General features: G+C 49.5%; 16 protein-coding genes and 1 pseudogene. 6 read left to right on the top strand and 11 right to left on the bottom strand.

The window, feature by feature from the left end; all coding sequences use genetic code 11:
* Positions 1-8: 8 nt before the first annotated feature.
* The gene (malQ, locus tag WBL83_RS04670; RefSeq protein ID WP_424588057.1) at positions 9-2,090 is read left to right on the top strand and encodes a 4-alpha-glucanotransferase; all 2,082 of its coding nucleotides are present in this window, start codon (positions 9-11) and stop codon (positions 2,088-2,090) included.
* Positions 2,091-2,181: 91 nt separating this feature from the next.
* On the opposite strand, the gene nfuA is transcribed toward malQ, so the two are convergent.
* Both nfuA and gntX read right to left on the bottom strand, forming a co-directional pair.
* Entirely contained in the window at positions 2,182-2,757 is a 576-nt protein-coding gene (nfuA, locus tag WBL83_RS04665; RefSeq protein ID WP_034460317.1) for a Fe-S biogenesis protein NfuA, read from the bottom strand.
* Positions 2,758-2,815: 58 nt separating this feature from the next.
* On the bottom strand, positions 2,816-3,499 hold the full coding sequence (gene gntX / locus WBL83_RS04660; protein WP_424588056.1) for a DNA utilization protein GntX: 684 nt from the start codon (positions 3,497-3,499) through the stop codon (positions 2,816-2,818).
* Positions 3,500-3,537: 38 nt separating this feature from the next.
* Between gntX and bioH the strand changes: the two genes are divergently transcribed.
* A complete protein-coding gene (bioH, locus tag WBL83_RS04655; protein ID WP_424588055.1) occupies positions 3,538-4,308 on the top strand; it encodes a pimeloyl-ACP methyl ester esterase BioH in 771 nt (256 codons plus the stop codon).
* Positions 4,309-4,319: 11 nt separating this feature from the next.
* On the top strand, positions 4,320-4,547 hold the full coding sequence (locus WBL83_RS04650; RefSeq protein WP_424588054.1) for a hypothetical protein: 228 nt from the start codon (positions 4,320-4,322) through the stop codon (positions 4,545-4,547).
* Positions 4,548-4,601: 54 nt separating this feature from the next.
* On the opposite strand, the gene feoC is transcribed toward WBL83_RS04650, so the two are convergent.
* The 5 genes from feoC to greB form a co-directional block, all read right to left on the bottom strand.
* Positions 4,602-4,841 (bottom strand): [Fe-S]-dependent transcriptional repressor FeoC, encoded by a 240-nt coding sequence (gene feoC / locus WBL83_RS04645; RefSeq protein WP_424588053.1) that lies wholly within the window; start codon positions 4,839-4,841, stop codon positions 4,602-4,604.
* A 9-nt stretch (positions 4,842-4,850) separates the two neighbouring features.
* Positions 4,851-7,166, bottom strand: a complete 2,316-nt coding sequence (feoB, locus tag WBL83_RS04640; RefSeq protein ID WP_424588052.1) for a Fe(2+) transporter permease subunit FeoB — start codon at positions 7,164-7,166, stop codon at positions 4,851-4,853.
* Between the two features lie 54 nt (positions 7,167-7,220).
* Positions 7,221-7,445 (bottom strand): ferrous iron transporter A, encoded by a 225-nt coding sequence (gene feoA, locus WBL83_RS04635; RefSeq protein ID WP_424588051.1) that lies wholly within the window; start codon positions 7,443-7,445, stop codon positions 7,221-7,223.
* A gap of 509 nt (positions 7,446-7,954) precedes the next feature.
* Positions 7,955-10,285 (bottom strand): Tex family protein, encoded by a 2,331-nt coding sequence (locus WBL83_RS04630; RefSeq protein WP_424588050.1) that lies wholly within the window; start codon positions 10,283-10,285, stop codon positions 7,955-7,957.
* Between the two features lie 120 nt (positions 10,286-10,405).
* Positions 10,406-10,879, bottom strand: coding sequence for a transcription elongation factor GreB (gene greB / locus WBL83_RS04625; protein WP_424588049.1), 474 nt, complete (start codon positions 10,877-10,879; stop codon positions 10,406-10,408).
* Positions 10,880-11,115: 236 nt separating this feature from the next.
* Between greB and ompR the strand changes: the two genes are divergently transcribed.
* The 3 genes from ompR (at position 11,116) to WBL83_RS04610 (ending at position 13,763) form a co-directional block, all read left to right on the top strand.
* Positions 11,116-11,835: a two-component system response regulator OmpR gene (gene ompR, locus WBL83_RS04620; protein WP_001157751.1), complete on the top strand. Its 720-nt coding sequence runs from the start codon at positions 11,116-11,118 to the stop codon at positions 11,833-11,835.
* Positions 11,832-13,184, top strand: a complete 1,353-nt coding sequence (gene envZ / locus WBL83_RS04615) for a two-component system sensor histidine kinase EnvZ (RefSeq protein WP_424588045.1) — start codon at positions 11,832-11,834, stop codon at positions 13,182-13,184. Before ompR ends, envZ begins: the two co-directional genes overlap by 4 nt.
* Positions 13,185-13,418: 234 nt before the next feature.
* Positions 13,419-13,763 carry a hypothetical protein gene (locus WBL83_RS04610; protein ID WP_424588044.1) on the top strand — a complete coding sequence of 115 codons (345 nt, stop codon included), beginning with the start codon at positions 13,419-13,421 and terminating at the stop codon, positions 13,761-13,763.
* A gap of 42 nt (positions 13,764-13,805) precedes the next feature.
* Here the strand turns inward: WBL83_RS04610 and WBL83_RS04605 are convergent, their stop codons facing one another.
* The 4 genes and pseudogenes from WBL83_RS04605 to WBL83_RS04590 all read right to left on the bottom strand — a co-directional run.
* Positions 13,806-14,234: a hypothetical protein gene (locus WBL83_RS04605; protein WP_424588043.1), complete on the bottom strand. Its 429-nt coding sequence runs from the start codon at positions 14,232-14,234 to the stop codon at positions 13,806-13,808.
* Positions 14,235-14,381: 147 nt separating this feature from the next.
* Positions 14,382-14,828 carry a sugar tyrosine-protein kinase gene (locus WBL83_RS04600; protein WP_424588042.1) on the bottom strand — a complete coding sequence of 149 codons (447 nt, stop codon included), beginning with the start codon at positions 14,826-14,828 and terminating at the stop codon, positions 14,382-14,384.
* Positions 14,829-15,337: 509 nt separating this feature from the next.
* Positions 15,338-15,625: pseudogene (locus WBL83_RS04595) on the bottom strand (RHS repeat-associated core domain-containing protein); the annotation flags it as partial.
* A gap of 405 nt (positions 15,626-16,030) precedes the next feature.
* A partial coding sequence (locus WBL83_RS04590) for an RHS repeat-associated core domain-containing protein (protein WP_424588041.1) occupies positions 16,031-16,990 on the bottom strand: 960 nt, incomplete at its 5' end.

Below are 16,990 nucleotides of genomic sequence, written 5' to 3'. Positions count from 1 at the left end.
GGGAACGCATGGACAGCAAACGTCTTGATAACGCCGCCCTGGAGGCGGGAATTAGCCCAAACTACATTAACGCCCACGGCAAACCGCAGGCTATTCCTGCGGATACCAAGCAGCGTTTGCTGGAAGCCATGAGCCGTACCCCCACCTTGAAAAAGGTGGGGGTTACGCCAGTGGCTAATGTCCTGGTATTTACTTCTGGCACGCGCATGGCGACGGTGCTGGAAGGAAACGGTGATTACACCTGGCAGTTGACCACTGAAGAGGGCAAACAGCATAAAGGGCATGCTCTGGCCGGCAAAAAGATGTTGCTGCCAGCGTCGCTGCCGGAAGGCTATCACGACCTCACAGTCAGCCAGAATGATCATCACTGGCAATGCCGCGTGATTGTTGCGCCAAAACGCTGTTATGAACCCGCAGCGTTAATGCAGGATGAAAAACTGTGGGGCGCATGTGTTCAGCTTTACACCTTACGTTCTACGCATAACTGGGGTATTGGTGATTTCGGTGATTTGCAGCGCATGCTGGTGGATGTAGCAAAACGGGGCGGGGCGTTTATCGGCCTGAATCCGATTCACGCGCTGTATCCTGCGAATCCAGAAAGTGCCAGTCCGTATAGTCCGTCGTCACGCCGTTGGTTGAACGTGATTTATATCGACGTGAATGCGGTTGATGACTTCTTACTGAGTGATGAAGCGCAGACGTGGTGGAAAATGCCGACCACGCAGGCGACGCTGCAATCGGCACGCGATGCGCAGTGGGTGGATTACTCCACCGTGACGGTTTTGAAAATGGCCGCGCTACGCATGGCGTGGAAGCAGTTTTCTTTACGTGGTGCGCGTGACGAACATGTCGTCGCGTTCCAGACATTTGTGCAGCAGGGCGGCGATAGCCTGTATTACCAGGCGGCATTCGATGCGCTGCACGCTTATCAAGTTAAAGAAGATGAAATGCGCTGGGGTTGGCCGGTGTGGCCGGAAGGTTTCCGCGACGCACATAACCCGGAAGTTAACGCCTTCTGCAACGAACATCGCGATGAAGTGAATTTCTATCTGTGGCTGCAATACCTCGCCTACGCACAGTTTGAGATGTGCTGGCAAACCAGCCAGAGCTTTAAAATGCCAATCGGCCTGTATCGTGACCTGGCGGTTGGCGTGGCAGAAGGTGGTTCGGAAACCTGGTGTGACCGCGAGCTTTACTGCCTGAAAGCCTCTGTGGGTGCGCCACCCGATATTCTTGGCCCGCTCGGCCAGAACTGGGGTTTGCCGCCGATGGACCCGCATGTGATTACTGCACGCGCCTATCAGCCGTTTATTGATCTGTTGCGTTCCAACATGACCAGTTGTGGTGCGCTACGTATTGACCACGTGATGTCGATGTTGCGTTTGTGGTGGATCCCGTATGGTGAAACCGCGGACAAAGGCGCTTACGTGCATTATCCGGTGGACGATCTGCTGTCGATCCTCGCGCTGGAGAGTAAACGTCATCACTGTATGGTGATCGGTGAGGATCTCGGTACGGTGCCGGTTGAGATCGTCGGAAAGCTGCGTGACAGCGGAGTTTACTCCTACAAAGTGCTCTATTTCGAACACGATCAGGAGAAGCAGTTCCGTGCGCCCAAAGCGTGGCCTAAACAGTCGATGGCCGTCGCAACTACCCACGATTTACCGACTCTGCGCGGCTACTGGGAAAGCGGTGACCTGACGCTGGGTAAAACTCTGGGCCTGTATCCTGATGAAGAGATGCTTACTGAGCTGTATCAGGATCGCGAACGCGCCAAACAAGGTTTGCTGGATAGCCTGCATAAATATGGCTGTCTGCCAAAACGCGCAGGACACAAAGCGTCGTTGATGGCGATGACGGGTACGCTCAATCGCGGTATGCAGCGCTACATTGCTGACAGCAATAGCGCCCTGCTGGGGCTGCAACCTGAAGACTGGTTAGGCATAGCAGAACCGGTGAATATTCCAGGCACCAGTTATCAGTACAAAAACTGGCGACGCAAGTTGTCGACTTCGCTTGAGGAAATGTTCGCAGACGATGAAGTGAATAAGTTGCTGAAGGATTTGGATAAGCGACGTAAGAAGCGATAGAGATAATTTTGGCGGATGATACTGCGTTTATCCGCCCTACGTTAAATGCATGCGTAGGGCGGATAAGCGCGAGCGTCATCCGCCATATTTATTAGTAGTACGAATGCTCGCCGCGCTGGTGCTCGGTCAAATCACGAACGCCTTTCAGTTCCGGGAACTCAGCCAGCAGTTGTTTTTCGATGCCTTCTTTCAGGGTCACATCGACCATTGAACAGCCGTTACACCCGCCGCCGAATTGCAGAATCGCAAAACCTTCATCGGTAATTTCCATCAGCGTGACACGACCGCCGTGGCCTGCCAGCTGAGGGTTAACCGTCGCTTGCAGCATGTATTCAACGCGTTCCATCAACGGCGCGTCGTCGGACACTTTACGCATTTTAGCGTTCGGTGCTTTCAGGGTTAGCTGTGAGCCGAGTTGGTCGGTAACAAAATCAATTTCGGCATCTTCAAGATAAGGTGCACTTAACTCATCAACATACGCGGTCAACTGCTCGAATTTGAGGGCAGTATCTGATGCTTCAACCGCATCCGGCGGACAGTAAGAAACCCCGCACTCCGCATTTGGAGTACCAGGATTAATGACGAATACGCGAATTTGCGTCCCTTCTTCCTGACCTGCCAGCAGTTTGGCAAAGTGGGATTGTGCTGTATCGGAAATACGGATCATAACGATTGCTCAATAGTTGACTATTTTAGTCGGTTATAATACGCCCATCATCGAGGGTCTACAAGGTTCGACAAAGGCACCACACCTGGATAGTCGCCGCGCCCTGCTTTTTCAGCAGCCGCGCAATTTCCGCCACCGTACTGCCCGTCGTGACGACATCATCCACAATAATTATATGGCGGCCTGCCACGGGAAAATCAACCCTGAACGCGCCTTTTAGATTGTTTCTCCGCATTCTGGCGTTGAGTTGATGTTGCGTTTGCGCGGCCCGGATGCGCCTGATTCCCTTAGGGAAATAGTCGCACTGAAGCCAGCGCGAAAGCGCGGTTGCCAGCAGATCACTTTGGTTAAAGCCACGATGCCAGGCACGACTTGAATGCAGCGGAACACTGACCATGCAATCCGGTTTGCACAAGGTTTGTGTGCGTTTTGCCTCCAGCACGCGCAGCATCATTAAGCGCGCCAGAGCAGGAGCCAGCGCGACGGTGCCGTTGAATTTAAATCGCTGGATCAGCCGGTTGAGCGGTTGGCTGTAATCGGTAACGAACACCAGCGAGTCCCACTGTGGAGGCTTTTGCAGACAACGGCCGCAAGGTAAATGGGGATTGGCGCAGGGCAACCCGCAGCGAGGACAGCACGGTGGTGGTGTCGGTAACGCCCTGGTACAGCACGAGCAAATTCCCCAATGCGCACAAGCAAGTGGCATCTTGCATAGCCAACACAGCCCTGGGATTGTTAGCATATTCGCATCCTTGCAGAACAAAATGAGAACAGTAACTGATGAGTAAGCTTTGGTGGCAGACAAAAGGTGAAGGAAAAGACGATCTTGTGTTGCTGCACGGATGGGGCTTGAATGCGGAAGTGTGGCATTACATTTGCGAGGAATTAAGCTCGCATTTTCGTCTTCATCTTGTCGACTTACCCGGTTATGGCCGCAGCCAGGATTTTGGTGCGCTGACTCTTGAGGAGATGGCCGAGACGGTGCTGGCACGAGCACCGGAGCAGGCGATTTGGCTGGGCTGGAGTTTGGGCGGGCTGGTGGCAAGCCAGGTTGCGTTAACTCATCCACAACGCGTGAGAGGGTTGGTGACTATCGCGTCTTCGCCGTGTTTCACCGCACAAGGGGACTGGCCGGGCATCAAACCTGAAATTCTGGCGAGCTTCCAGCAGCAATTGAGTGAAGATTTTCAGCGCACCGTGGAGCGTTTCCTGGCGTTACAAACACTGGGGACCCAGACCGCGCGCCAGGATGCACGTCGTTTAAAAGCAGTGGTCCTGGAACAACCGATGCCGAGCGTTGAGGTGCTAAATGGTGGCCTGGAAATCCTCAAAACAGCGGATTTACGCCAGCCGCTGAGCCAGCTAACTCTGCCATTTTTACGTTTGTACGGGTATCTGGACGGGCTGGTGCCGCGCAAAGTCGCGGGATTGCTGGATGCGCAATGGCCGCAAAGTGAAGCGGTGATTTTCCCGAAAGCGGCCCACGCGCCTTTTATTTCTCATCCGCAGGATGTTTGTCAGGTGCTGGTGGAATTTCAAAAGCAGCTTTAGTGGGATGTCGGATGACGCCTGCGGCTTATCCGACCTGCGCTGAACGTTGTCGGATGACGTCTGCGGCTTATCCGACCTGCGCTGAACGTTGTCGGATGACGTCTGTGGCTTATCCGACCTACTCTGAACGTTGTCGGATGACGCCTGCGGCTTATCCGACCTACTCTGAACGTTGTCGGTTTACGCCTGGGGCTTATCCGACCTGCGCTGAACGTTGTCGGTTTACGCCTGGGATTTAGGATTCGATTTTGTAGGGTGGATAAGCCGCAGGCGTCATCCACCATTTACAACATCTACGCTCTAAGCGTCCACACTTCCCGAACACATTTCTTACCTTCAGGGCAGCTTTTACATCTGCCTGTCAGGCAATCACTCGGGTCCTCGGTGATACGCATTGCTTTCCCCATCGCTTCAAGACGGCTCAGCATGGCATTCACCAGCGGCAGTGGGGTGGCAAGCTGTTGGCTAATCTGCGTTGCATCCATACGCCCTTGCAGCGCCAGCGCATCACGAATCTCAATTAAACTCGCCATGATTCCCCCTTAGTGACAATCGCCAGCGCTGCTTTCACAGCAGGCGGCCGCTTTGCGTGTCGACATCAGGCTGACGTTCACGCGACTCCGTGCGCGACGCAAACCGCCAATCAACAGCACATTGAACAACACTACCGCGAGGATACACACCAGACTGTATTGCGGATGCGCGTTAAACGTCACGGTCTGGTAGTAAAGCGTGGACAATGAATAAGCGATGTTCAGCCCCCACAGCACGGAGAACATCATCCAGCCACGACTTGACTCACGGGCGACAGCACCCATCACCGAAATACATGGAATGTAGAGCAACACGAAAATCAGGTAGCTGTAAGCCGCAGCTGCGCTACCAAATTTGCTGCTCATCACGCCCATCGCTCCGCTCGCCATTTCACCGTCACCTTTGCTGGCTTCGATTGGGTTGGCCAGCACGCTCAGGCTAAAGGTGTCTTTCAGGCTCTGCCAGGTTTCACCCGCCGCGCCACCTAACTCATCAAGCAGGTTGAAGTTTGCGGCATCAAAGGGCTCTTCATGCATATCTTCGGCGGTGTAAAGCGTGTTGAGCGTACCGACGACCACTTCTTTCGCCATTGCACCAGTGAACAGACCCACCGTTGCTTGCCAGTTGTCTTCATGCACACCAATGGGCTTGAGCAATGGAGTGAGAACCCGGCTAACTGACGCCAACGCCGAATCGTTAATGTTGTCTACTTCTTTGCCGCTAAACGAGAAGCTATTGAGCGCACCGATGAAAATACTGACGATGACGATCACTTTACCGGCACGCAATACGAACCCTTTCAGGCGTTGCCAGGTTTGCAGCAACAAGCTTTTCAGGTGGGGAACGTGATACACCGGCAGTTCCATGACAAACGGCGTCGCTTCACCGCGCATGATGGTGTGTTTGAGCATCAGGCCGGTGAGAATCGCCATCACAATGCCCAGAATATAAAGCGAGAAGACCACCAGCGCGCCTTGCTGACCAAAGAAGGCCGCGGCAAATACTGCAAAAATCGCCAGACGCGCACCACATGACATAAACGGTGCCATCATGATGGTCATCAGACGTTCCCGCGGAGCATCCAGCGTACGCGCACCCATGACTGAAGGGACGTTACAGCCGAAGCCGACAATCAACGGCACGAATGATTTACCGGGTAAGCCGAGCGATTGCATCAGGCGGTCCATCACAAATGCCGCACGCGCCATGTAACCGGAGTCCTCAAGGAAGGAGAGGAACAGGTACATCATGCCGATTTGCGGCACCAGCGGCAGCACGGTGTTGATACCACCGCCAATCCCTTGGGCGAGGAAAATCGTCAGCCAGCCTGGAAAATGTAATGTTGCGCCAATCCACTGAATACCGTGAATAAAGATAGCGGCAGAACCGCCGTCGAAGATGGGCTGCAATGCACCGCCGATGTTTATCGCCAGCAAGAACATCAGATACATGACCAGCAGAAAAACAGGTAAACCGAGGAAACGGTTAAGGATAACTTTATCCATCATCGCGGTGAGACGATGCGGTTCGGCGGTCAGGCTGTTACTGATGGAATCGCAGATAGCGGCGATAGTTTGATAGCGCGCATCGGCAATCAACAGCGCCGGATCGTCAATTTCAACGGCCAGTTGGCTACGAACTGCGTCAAGCTTATCCGCGGCACGACCGGCATATTCACGGCTGTAGATATCGCCTTCCAGCATTTGCAGAGCCAACCAACGACGCTGCTGCGCAGACATATCAGCAGGCATTTCTGCCGCCAGTTTGTCTGCTTCTTCGAGCAGTTTCGGGGGATAAAGTACGAGATCGTTATGTGCATTTGGCTGGCGGCGGTCGATGGCCAGCTTCAGACCTTCCATACCACGGCCACGCGTCGATACCAGTGGAACCACCGGGCAACCCAGGCGTGCCGCAAGTGCATCAATATCAATACGGATGTCTTGCTTCTCGGCGATGTCGAGCATGTTAAGTGCGACGACGCATGGAATACCCAGCTCGAGAAGTTGCAGCGTCAAATAGAGATTGCGCTCAAGGTTTGACGCATCGACCACGTTGATTAACAGGTCTGCGTCGCCGCTCAGAATATAGTGGCAGGCGATTTGTTCATCGAGAGAGGTTTGCGATGAAATGGTGGTCAGCGAGTAAGTGCCCGGCAAGTCGACTAGCGTGACTTGATGCGCCAGCGTTGAAAACTGACCTTCTTTACGTTCTACAGTAACACCCGCCCAGTTTCCCACTCGTTGGCGTGAGCCAGTGAGTTGGTTAAACAACGTGGTTTTGCCGGAGTTAGGGTTACCGATTAAGCCGATAGTGAGTTTTTTCATTTTATTCGTGAACTTAAAGAAAATAGCAACGAGCGCTAGCGCTCTCCCCGCCTGTCAGGCAATGGCTTCAACGTGCAGCAGTTCGAGATCTTTTTTGCGTAATACCAAACTGACACGACGCGTTTCGATATGAATGGGATCGCCTAACGGCGCGACACGTACAACGTTAAATGACGAGCCGGGCAACATACCGAGTGATAATAATTTCTGGCGATATGACGGGCTAATTTCGTTGGCAAAGCCGGTAATCTTCCACGAGCTACCTGGCAAGAATCGCATAGGACCTACTTAGAGCTGGGCTCTGTAATTACGCTAACGAGAAAATCGTTGGATAGAGGAGAATTAACGAACAAATCAATGATAATGAGAATGGTTTCTGTCTTCAATGATTATTTTTGAGATGAATTATACTTTTTTGCTTATTTTGCAGATTGAAGTGGTTTATTAAATTTGTGATGTTGGCGCGGTAATTTTATTAAAATCCTATAAATAACAAAAAGTTGAAATTATTTATAAATGATAATTATATTGTATTTTCTCTATTAATGTTGTCGTGATATTTCAAGTGTTACACGTTTGATAAATATTAGTGCTGTTTATCTATTATTACGGAATTTGATTTATATCAAACTCATTCTATTTTTTGATGAATTATCCCGGCTGATAATGAAATGTTATTAACTTGCGAACAGGGATTTAACAGACAATTTGTGCTTATTTGGGTTGCGGAAATAAAGGCGCTTAAATCCAACCCTCTCCCTTAAAGCAGGAGAGGGCGGAACCAGCAATTAGCGTTTCTTACCTAATGCCGCTGCCAGTGCGTCACTCATCGCAGAGTTACCGTTACTACTTGCGGAGTTATCACGTCCACGCGGTTTCTGCTGTTGTGCCGGACGGCGTTCGGTTTGCTCGCGTGGTGCGCTGCCACGGCGGTTGGATTCGCCAGGTTGCTCATCAAGACGCATCGTGAGCGCAATACGTTTACGCGCCAGATCCACTTCCATCACTTTCACTTTGACGATATCGCCGGCTTTCACCACTTTGTGGGGATCGTCGATGAATTTATCTGAAAGCGAGGAGATGTGAACCAGACCGTCCTGATGGACGCCAATATCCACAAACGCGCCAAAGTTGGTCACGTTGGTGACCGCGCCTTCCAGCACCATGCCAGGCTGTAAGTCGTTCATGGTTTCTACGCCATCAGCGAACTTCGCGGTTTTGAACTCCGGGCGAGGGTCACGACCTGGTTTTTCCAGCTCTTTGATGATGTCGGTCACCGTGGGCACACCGAAACGCTCATCGGTGAACTCACGGGCGCTCAGGCCGCGCAATGCTTCACCGTTACCCATCAAGTCTTGCAACGCTTGTTCGGTCGCCGCCAGGATTCGCTCGACAACCGGGTAGGCTTCCGGGTGAACCGTTGAGGCATCCAGCGGGTTATCACCGTGGTTAATGCGCAGGAAACCTGCACACTGCTCGAAGGCTTTCGGCCCTAAACGGCTTACTTTGAGCAACTGCTGACGATTCTGGAAGCGGCCATTTTCATCACGCCAGTTAACGATGTTCTGCGCCATCATGCGCGTTAAGCCCGCGACGCGGGTTAACAACGGCACTGATGCGGTGTTCAGATCCACGCCAACGGCGTTTACGCAGTCTTCGACTACCGCGTCCAGCTTCTTCGCCAGCTGTGACTGGCTAACATCGTGCTGATACTGGCCGACACCGATAGATTTCGGGTCGATTTTCACCAGCTCCGCCAGCGGGTCTTGCAGGCGACGAGCGATCGACACCGCACCACGAATCGATACATCCAGATCCGGGAACTCCAGCGCCGCCAGTTCTGATGCGGAATAGACGGAAGCGCCAGCTTCACTGACAATCACTTTCTGTGCGGTGACTTTCGGGAATTGCTGCTGCACGTCGAGGAAGAAGCGCTCGGTTTCGCGCGATGCCGTACCGTTGCCGATAGCGACCAGCTCGACGTTGTGTTTTTCGCATAGCGCAGCAACCGCAACGGCAGCTTTGGCCGCCTGGCCGGTATGCGGATAAATGGTGTCGGTGGCGACCAGTTTGCCGGTTGAATCCACAACCGCGACTTTCACGCCGGTACGCAGACCCGGATCGAGACCCATTGTGGCACGCAGTCCCGCAGGTGCCGCCATCAACAGATCGTGCATATTACGGGCGAAGACGTTAATGGCTTCGTCTTCGGCGCGTTCACGCACGGTACCCATCAGCTCGGTTTCAAGGTGCATCAGCACTTTAATACGCCAGGTCCAGCTCACCACGGCACGACGCCAGGCATCAGCCGGGGCATTGTTCAGACGCAAACCCAAATGGTCGATAATCAGCTGTTCGCAATAGCTTTCACGCGGCGGTTCGTCATGCTGCGGATCGGCATTCAACGCAAGCTGTAAAATTCCTTCGTTGCGGCCACGGAACATGGCGAGTGCACGGTGAGAGGGAACGGTCGCAATCGGTTCGTGATGATCAAAATAGTCACGGAATTTTGCCCCTTCCTCTTCTTTGCCGCTTACGACGCTGGCAACCAGGTGGGCGTTCTTCCACAGATAGTTACGGACTTTTGCGAGCAGCGCCGCATCTTCGGCAAAGCGCTCCATCAGGATATAGCGTGCGCCATCCAGCGCGGCTTTGGTATCGGCAACACCTTTATCGGCATCAACGAAACGGGCGGCTTCTTCTTCAGGTGTGTGAGACGGTTCGTTCCACAGCAACTCGGCCAGTGGCTCAAGACCTGCTTCAATCGCAATTTGCCCGCGAGTACGGCGCTTTTGCTTATACGGTAAATAGAGGTCTTCAAGCTCGGTTTTGCTCAGCGTGCCATTGATGGCAGCGGCAAGCTCGCCGCTCAATTTACCTTGTTCGGTAATAGACTTGAGGATTGTCTGACGGCGGTCTTCTAATTCGCGCAGATAGCCCAGACGAGTTTCCAGTTGACGCAGTTGCGTGTCATCCAGACCGCCGGTGACTTCCTTACGATAACGTGCAATAAACGGCACGGTATTCCCTTCATCCAGCAAGCGAACGGCGGCTTCAACCTGTTCATCTTTGGCCTTAAGCTCGCTGGCAATAATGCGGCAGAGTGAATCATTCATCATGGTTTTTTCATCTGTTTGAGTCGAAATTTCAGAGTGTAGTTATACGGATTGGGGGGCGAAATTGCCAGCCACAGCGCCCGAGAGATGATGAATCGGACAGTTCTGTTGCTGGCTTGCGGTCTATTTCACATACTCGATTTCATTGACGTACCACTGCGCTTCGCCCGCAGGTGTTTGCACGATGGCGAGGTCGCCCACTTCTTTTTTCAGCAGGGCGCGAGCCATCGGGGAATCAATAGAGATGTAATCTTTGCGCCCGAAGATTTCGTCATACCCCACGATGCGAAAACGCAACGTATTTCCTTCATCGTTTTCAATCTCTACCCATGCGCCAAAAAACACTTTGCCTTCTTGTTGTGGTGAATAGTCGACGATCTTTAACTGTTCGAGGCATTTTGTGAGATAACGCACTCTACGATCTATTTCTCGCAGTCTTTTTTTGTTGTACTGGTAGTCGGCATTTTCACTGCGATCGCCAAGACTTGCTGCCCAGGTGACCTTTTTTGTCACCTCCGGACGCTCTTCTCGCCACAAAGCGTCCTTTTCTTGTTTTAGCTTTTCATAGCCTTCACGGGTAATTAATGGCGTTTTCATCATCAAGCCTTGAATGGGTAGCACAATAGAGACGATTTAAACCGAAATATCAGGGTGATGGCAATCCCGGAGATTTGCGAACCTGGTCATTGTTTTTGGTTAAAAAGCGTCTATAACCATCTGTTTAATATGCTTTGTAACAATTTCGACTAGAATATATACCAGAATTGACTGGTCGTAACGCCGCAGTTTTTTAAGAATACGCACTCACTGTTCGAGCCTTTGGGAGTATAAGAATGCAAGAGAACTATAAGATTCTGGTCGTGGATGACGACATGCGCTTACGTGCGCTATTAGAGCGTTATCTCACCGAACAAGGCTTCCAGGTCCGTAGCGTTGCTAACGCAGAACAGATGGATCGCCTGTTAACCCGCGAGTCCTTCCACCTGATGGTGCTTGATCTGATGTTACCGGGCGAAGATGGCTTGTCTATCTGCCGCCGTCTGCGCAGCCAAAGCAACCCTATGCCAATCATTATGGTTACCGCGAAAGGCGAAGAAGTTGACCGTATCGTTGGGTTAGAAATTGGTGCGGATGACTACATTCCTAAACCTTTTAACCCACGTGAACTGCTGGCCCGTATTCGCGCGGTTCTGCGTCGTCAGGCTAACGAACTGCCTGGCGCACCTTCTCAGGAAGAAGCGGTTATCGCTTTTGGTAAGTTTAAGCTGAACCTCGGCACTCGTGAGATGTTCCGTGAAGATGAGCCTATGCCATTAACCAGTGGCGAGTTCGCGGTTCTGAAAGCGCTGGTGAGCCATCCACGCGAGCCGTTATCACGCGATAAATTGATGAACCTGGCGCGTGGCCGTGAATACAGTGCGATGGAACGTTCTATCGACGTACAGATTTCTCGTCTGCGTCGCATGGTTGAAGAAGACCCTGCGCATCCACGTTATATCCAGACCGTATGGGGCCTGGGCTACGTATTCGTGCCGGACGGTTCCAAGGCATGAGGCGAGTCCGCTTCTCCCCCAGAAGCTCGTTTGCCCGCACGCTGTTATTGATCGTCACCTTGCTGTTTGTCAGCCTGGTGACGACCTACCTTGTGGTGTTGAACTTCGCCATTCTGCCGAGCTTGCAACAGTTTAATAAAGTGCTGGCGTACGAAGTCCGTATGTTGATGACCGATAAACTGCAACTCGAGGATGGTACGCAACTGGTGGTTCCGCCTGCGTTTCGGCGTGAAATCTACCGTGAGTTGGGAATCTCTCTGTATTCCAATGAAGCGGCGGAAGACGCGGGTTTGCGCTGGGCGCAGCATTACGAATTCCTTAGTCATCAAATGGCGCAACAATTGGGTGGCCCAACAGAAGTTCGTGTTGAGGTTAACAAGAGTTCGCCGGTTGTCTGGCTGAAGACGTGGCTGTCGCCAAATATCTGGGTTCGTGTCCCCCTGACTGAAATTCATCAGGGCGATTTCTCACCGTTGTTCCGCTACACGCTTGCGATAATGTTGCTGGCGATTGGTGGCGCGTGGCTGTTTATTCGTATCCAGAACCGACCCCTGGTTGACCTCGAGCATGCTGCTTTGCAGGTTGGTAAAGGCATTATTCCGCCGCCACTGCGTGAATATGGCGCGTCGGAGGTGCGTTCCGTTACCCGAGCCTTCAATCACATGGCCGCAGGTGTTAAACAGCTCGCCGATGACCGCACGTTATTAATGGCGGGCGTCAGCCACGATTTGCGTACGCCGCTTACTCGTATTCGTCTGGCAACAGAAATGATGAGTGCAGAAGATGGCTATCTCTCTGAGTCGATTAACAAAGATATCGAAGAGTGTAATGCGATAATCGAGCAGTTCATTGATTACCTGCGTACCGGGCAAGAGATGCCATTGGAAACCGCCGATCTCAATAGTGTGTTGGGTGAAGTGGTAGCAGCTGAAAGTGGTTATGAGCGGGAAATTGATACCGACCTTCAAGCTGGCGAATTGCTGGTCAACATCCATCCGTTATCCATTAAACGTGCCGCCGCCAATATGGTGGTAAATGCCGCGCGATATGGTAATGGCTGGATCAAGGTAAGCAGCGGCGGCGAGTTAAACCGCGCGTGGTTCCAGGTAGAAGATGACGGCCCAGGGATTAAACCTGATCAGCTCAAACATCTGTTCCAACCGTTTGTGCGTGGCGATAGTGCGCGAACCACCAGTGGCACCGGTTTGGGACTGGCGATTGTGCAGCGTATTATCGACAATCATAACGGCCTGCTGGATATCGGCGTCAGCGAGCGGGGTGGTTTACGGATACGCGCTTATTTGCCGTTGCCAATGAACAAAACCGTCAGCCAGATTAAAGAAGGTTGAGTGACAAAGAAAAAGCGAACCTCTTGGGGTTCGCTTTTTGTATGTGTATCACTTAATTATTTATATTTTCGGTTGATTGTGAATTTAGATTCTTCATCGTATTAATTTTTATTGTGTAGGCTTGATTCTCGATTATTCCTAAAAAGTAAACCATAATAGATACCGTTATCAAAGTAATAATTATTTAAAATGATCCTGTATAACTTACCATTTGGTAAAGGAAGGAGTTAGAAAGTGACAAGGAAATTAGAGTTGTTCATCTCAGTAAATGACACAAGACCAATCGATATCTATAAGATATTGTTGGCTGGGTTGTTTTTTTCTATAGTTCCATTAGGTTTGATTTTTGGTTTTTTTGGATATTTTGGTTTTAATGTAATTACCTTGAATGGAGAGCAAGTTTTTGGGATTAAAGCAATAGCTGTTGGTTTACTTACCTCATGCATTGTCTCAGTTATTATAGCTGTCTTAGTGGGTACTTTTTGTTGTGTCGGTCTTTATATATATTCACAAATAAAAGAGCTATATGTTAAAGTTATAGGGTTAGCTCGCATCCAAAAAAATGATAAACCTCAGTAGCTATAATTCAACCTACAAATTTTGACATGTGTAGGTTGAATATCACTTTGGTAACTGAATGGCATGAGTTACAGGATCAATTTTTAATGTTCGTTGTGTGTCTATTGTATAGTAAAATAATTTATATCCATTTGGTTCTTTTTTATATACAAATAATTCAAGGAAAGAATCTTTGTTGTAGTTTGTTTGAAATGACAGTGTTACCTCGCTGTTATTTATAACTGTGCTATTAAGTAAAGTCGCTGATTTAAATTTCCCTAAATCTTCTTTTTGTTTGCCTAAAAATGAAACTAACTGTTGTTCTGTCATGGCTTTTTTTAAACCCAAAGCAGAGCTGGAGTATATATCGAAAAAGTTATTATTATTGTACATCTCACGGAAAACATCCACCTGGAGTATCGCATCTTTGGTTGACTGATTATCACATCCCGACAGCATAAAAATTATAAATAATGACATCCAAAAACGCATATAAATACCTTATTAGTCCAATCAGAATTTAGTTAATCATACACTTTGTATACATCTGGCAAGTCATTACTCCTGAAAAGGCTCCTCCCCCTATACCATAACCTACGCTCATTGTAACATTTGAAGGCTTACTAAGGTCTGATGTGATCAATCCAGTTTAATCACCTCGCCTAGCTTACCTGAGTCATCAATATAAAATCCTTGAAGGCACAAACCTCCTTCATCATTGTAAGTAAATTCCTCAATTAAAGAATAATGTTCATAATATGTTCTATACCTTAAAGCAACTTTTTTTGAGTTAATAACATTAGTATAGAATAAAGTGGAATGTTTAAATCTACCAAACACTTCCTTCTTTCCAATCATAATAGAAAGAAATTCATCTCGCGGTGTCATTTTCTGGAAGTTATCACAGGACTCATCATAGATTTTTTCTAACTCTAGGTTATTATAAAGATCCTGAAATAAACTGACTTTATTTTCAGCTTTTGTCCTTAAAGAATCATCACTTTTAAAGCTAACACCAAGCTTGTATGTTAATAGCAAACAACCTATTATAAAAAGTATCAGCACTGTCAGTTTTTTTTTATTCATTATCAACCCAATAGCTCAGATAAACATCTTGAATATTGAGAGCAATTAGTCAACTCACCAACCCATGCACCAATACCAGGACCAGCACTTAAAATTCCAGTAGGATGACCCGAAGAATCTTTTGTTCCAGCAAGAGAGAATTTACCTAATATGCCACCTCCCATCATTGCCCCTTTTGAATTTGCCTGTCCAGGGGAAGCGCCCGCTCCAGAGACGGAAAGTGACGCTGCTGCCCCCATCGCCAGGCCAGCCCCGTTATGATCGCATTGGGCATAATATGTGCAAATATCTTTATTGCCAGAAACTCGATCATTTGTTCCAACTGAGGATCCCACAACACTACTACCTCCACTAAAAGCATCCAGTGATATTCCCACATCAAGTGAAATAGATCCTGATAGAGGTTCGTAGTGCGGCCCGTTCGACGCATCTATTGCAGGATTAATATCTTCATAAGGTAAGTTAAATGCAGAACCAGCCCATTTTCCAAATTCGCCACCAAACGCCATTAGCCCCATCGAATCTATATTCTTGATCGGATTTAATGGATAAGTATATGTATTCCACCCACCCCGCAACCCAATCGGATCCTGACTGATATACCTTCCCTGAGCAGGGTCGTAATAACGGTGCCGGTTATAATGCAGCCCCGATTCTTCATCGATCTGCTGGCCCTGCATTCTCAGTGGCTGATACAGTTGCTGCGGATTATGTTCACTGAGCACATTGCCCCATGGGTCGATGGTGATGTGCAAGTCGATATGGCCCTCGCGATCCACCAGCGCCAGCGGCGTGCCGCCGAACTTCATGCCCGTCAGCCAGCTCTGTTCGTTGTAGCCCTATTGCGTCATCCTAGAACTGCCCCGTATTCAACTCGGCTGGTAAAACCATTTCGGGGTATAGTCATTTGAATTATAAAAACTATGATCCATATATATTTACAACAATAAAACCAATCAAAAAAAACACAATAAAAGATGTAAGAAGACCATAAATAAGACTACAAAAAAAAGCTTCTTTACTTATTGAATATAAAAAATAAAACACCCCCACCCCACCACCGATAATACTCAATAAGAAAAATAATTTAACATACCCCCCACCATATTTGCCGTATAAATTAATAAATACTGAATAAAGAAACACGGTCGCAACACTAATGCCTGATCCAATTAACACACTTAGTAGTATATTTTTCATATTCAATATGAATACCCATAAAAACCTTGCTTCGGTGGAAACGGTGATGTTCCCAAAGTATTATCATTACAAATAGCCATTGCTTTTAATAATAAATTGTTTGTTTCTTGCTTACAATTTCTTGTAATAAACAAATTAATATGTTCATTCTTTTTCTTATTTAATTCATTATATGCTTTTTCTACACAATAACTTGTGGCCAATGTTGGCTCAGCCAAGTTATTGTCCAGTGCTTCTCTGGCCGTTTTTATATCAATAGATTGATCTAAATTCCATCCTTTAAGATTTGCATCATTCCCCCAACTATACGTGTGCAATATATTTCCCTGACCATCTGTCGTTACTGTAAACGTATGTGTAAGTGGATTCCAACGAGATCTAGCATCATCACCAAGTGCAGCTAGATCTCTACTAACGACGTACGACTGAGCGGTTTCAATTAATCCCAATGGATCTATATTCTTAACTGGATTCAACGGATAACTATAACCATTCCACCCACCCCGTAACCCAATCGGATCCTGACTGATATACAGTCCCTGAGCCGGGTCGTAATAACGGTGCCGGTTATAATGCAGCCCCGATTCTTCATCGTATTGCTGGCCCTGCATTCTCTGCGGCTGATGCAGTTGCTGCGGATTGTGTTCGCTGAGCACATTGCCCCACGGGTCGAGGGTGATGTGCCAGTCGATATGGCCCTCGCGATCCACCAGTGCCAGCGGCGTGCCCAGATGGTCGCAGTGGTAGAGGTGGATTTTGCGGTCGTTTTCCGCTTCCGGCTCCAGCCACAGGGCGAGGTTTTCGGCTTTCAGACCGGTGTGCGCCTGTGGCTGGCTGCCGGTCATCTCGCAGGACACCACCTGCCACGCGCGGTTTAAGTCTTCGCGCGGGTGCCCGGTGAGAGTGAACCAGCGCCCCGGCTGGAGCTGCGGGCAGTTACTGGTGCCGCTGGCAAAATCCAC

The sequence above is a fragment of the Buttiauxella sp. genome (genome assembly GCF_049686335.1).
In the GTDB taxonomy this organism is placed as follows: domain Bacteria; phylum Pseudomonadota; class Gammaproteobacteria; order Enterobacterales; family Enterobacteriaceae; genus Buttiauxella.
The sequence above is the reverse complement of the archived record's forward strand: the minus strand, read 5'-3'. Positions and strand labels throughout refer to the sequence as shown.

Excerpts from the sequence above, each read along its gene's own strand:
- malQ (WP_424588057.1), top strand. The coding sequence starts at position 9 with ATGGACAGCAAACGTCTTGATAACGCCGCCCTGGAGGCGGGAATTAGC.
- nfuA (WP_034460317.1), bottom strand. The coding sequence starts at position 2,757 with ATGATCCGTATTTCCGATACAGCACAATCCCACTTTGCCAAACTGCTG.
- gntX (WP_424588056.1), bottom strand. The coding sequence starts at position 3,499 with ATGCTAACAATCCCAGGGCTGTGTTGGCTATGCAAGATGCCACTTGCT.
- bioH (WP_424588055.1), top strand. The coding sequence starts at position 3,538 with ATGAGTAAGCTTTGGTGGCAGACAAAAGGTGAAGGAAAAGACGATCTT.
- WBL83_RS04650 (WP_424588054.1), top strand. The coding sequence starts at position 4,320 with ATGACGCCTGCGGCTTATCCGACCTGCGCTGAACGTTGTCGGATGACG.
- feoC (WP_424588053.1), bottom strand. The coding sequence starts at position 4,841 with ATGGCGAGTTTAATTGAGATTCGTGATGCGCTGGCGCTGCAAGGGCGT.
- feoB (WP_424588052.1), bottom strand. The coding sequence starts at position 7,166 with ATGAAAAAACTCACTATCGGCTTAATCGGTAACCCTAACTCCGGCAAA.
- feoA (WP_424588051.1), bottom strand. The coding sequence starts at position 7,445 with ATGCGATTCTTGCCAGGTAGCTCGTGGAAGATTACCGGCTTTGCCAAC.
- WBL83_RS04630 (WP_424588050.1), bottom strand. The coding sequence starts at position 10,285 with ATGATGAATGATTCACTCTGCCGCATTATTGCCAGCGAGCTTAAGGCC.
- greB (WP_424588049.1), bottom strand. The coding sequence starts at position 10,879 with ATGAAAACGCCATTAATTACCCGTGAAGGCTATGAAAAGCTAAAACAA.
- ompR (WP_001157751.1), top strand. The coding sequence starts at position 11,116 with ATGCAAGAGAACTATAAGATTCTGGTCGTGGATGACGACATGCGCTTA.
- envZ (WP_424588045.1), top strand. The coding sequence starts at position 11,832 with ATGAGGCGAGTCCGCTTCTCCCCCAGAAGCTCGTTTGCCCGCACGCTG.
- WBL83_RS04605 (WP_424588043.1), bottom strand. The coding sequence starts at position 14,234 with ATGCGTTTTTGGATGTCATTATTTATAATTTTTATGCTGTCGGGATGT.
- WBL83_RS04600 (WP_424588042.1), bottom strand. The coding sequence starts at position 14,828 with ATGAATAAAAAAAAACTGACAGTGCTGATACTTTTTATAATAGGTTGT.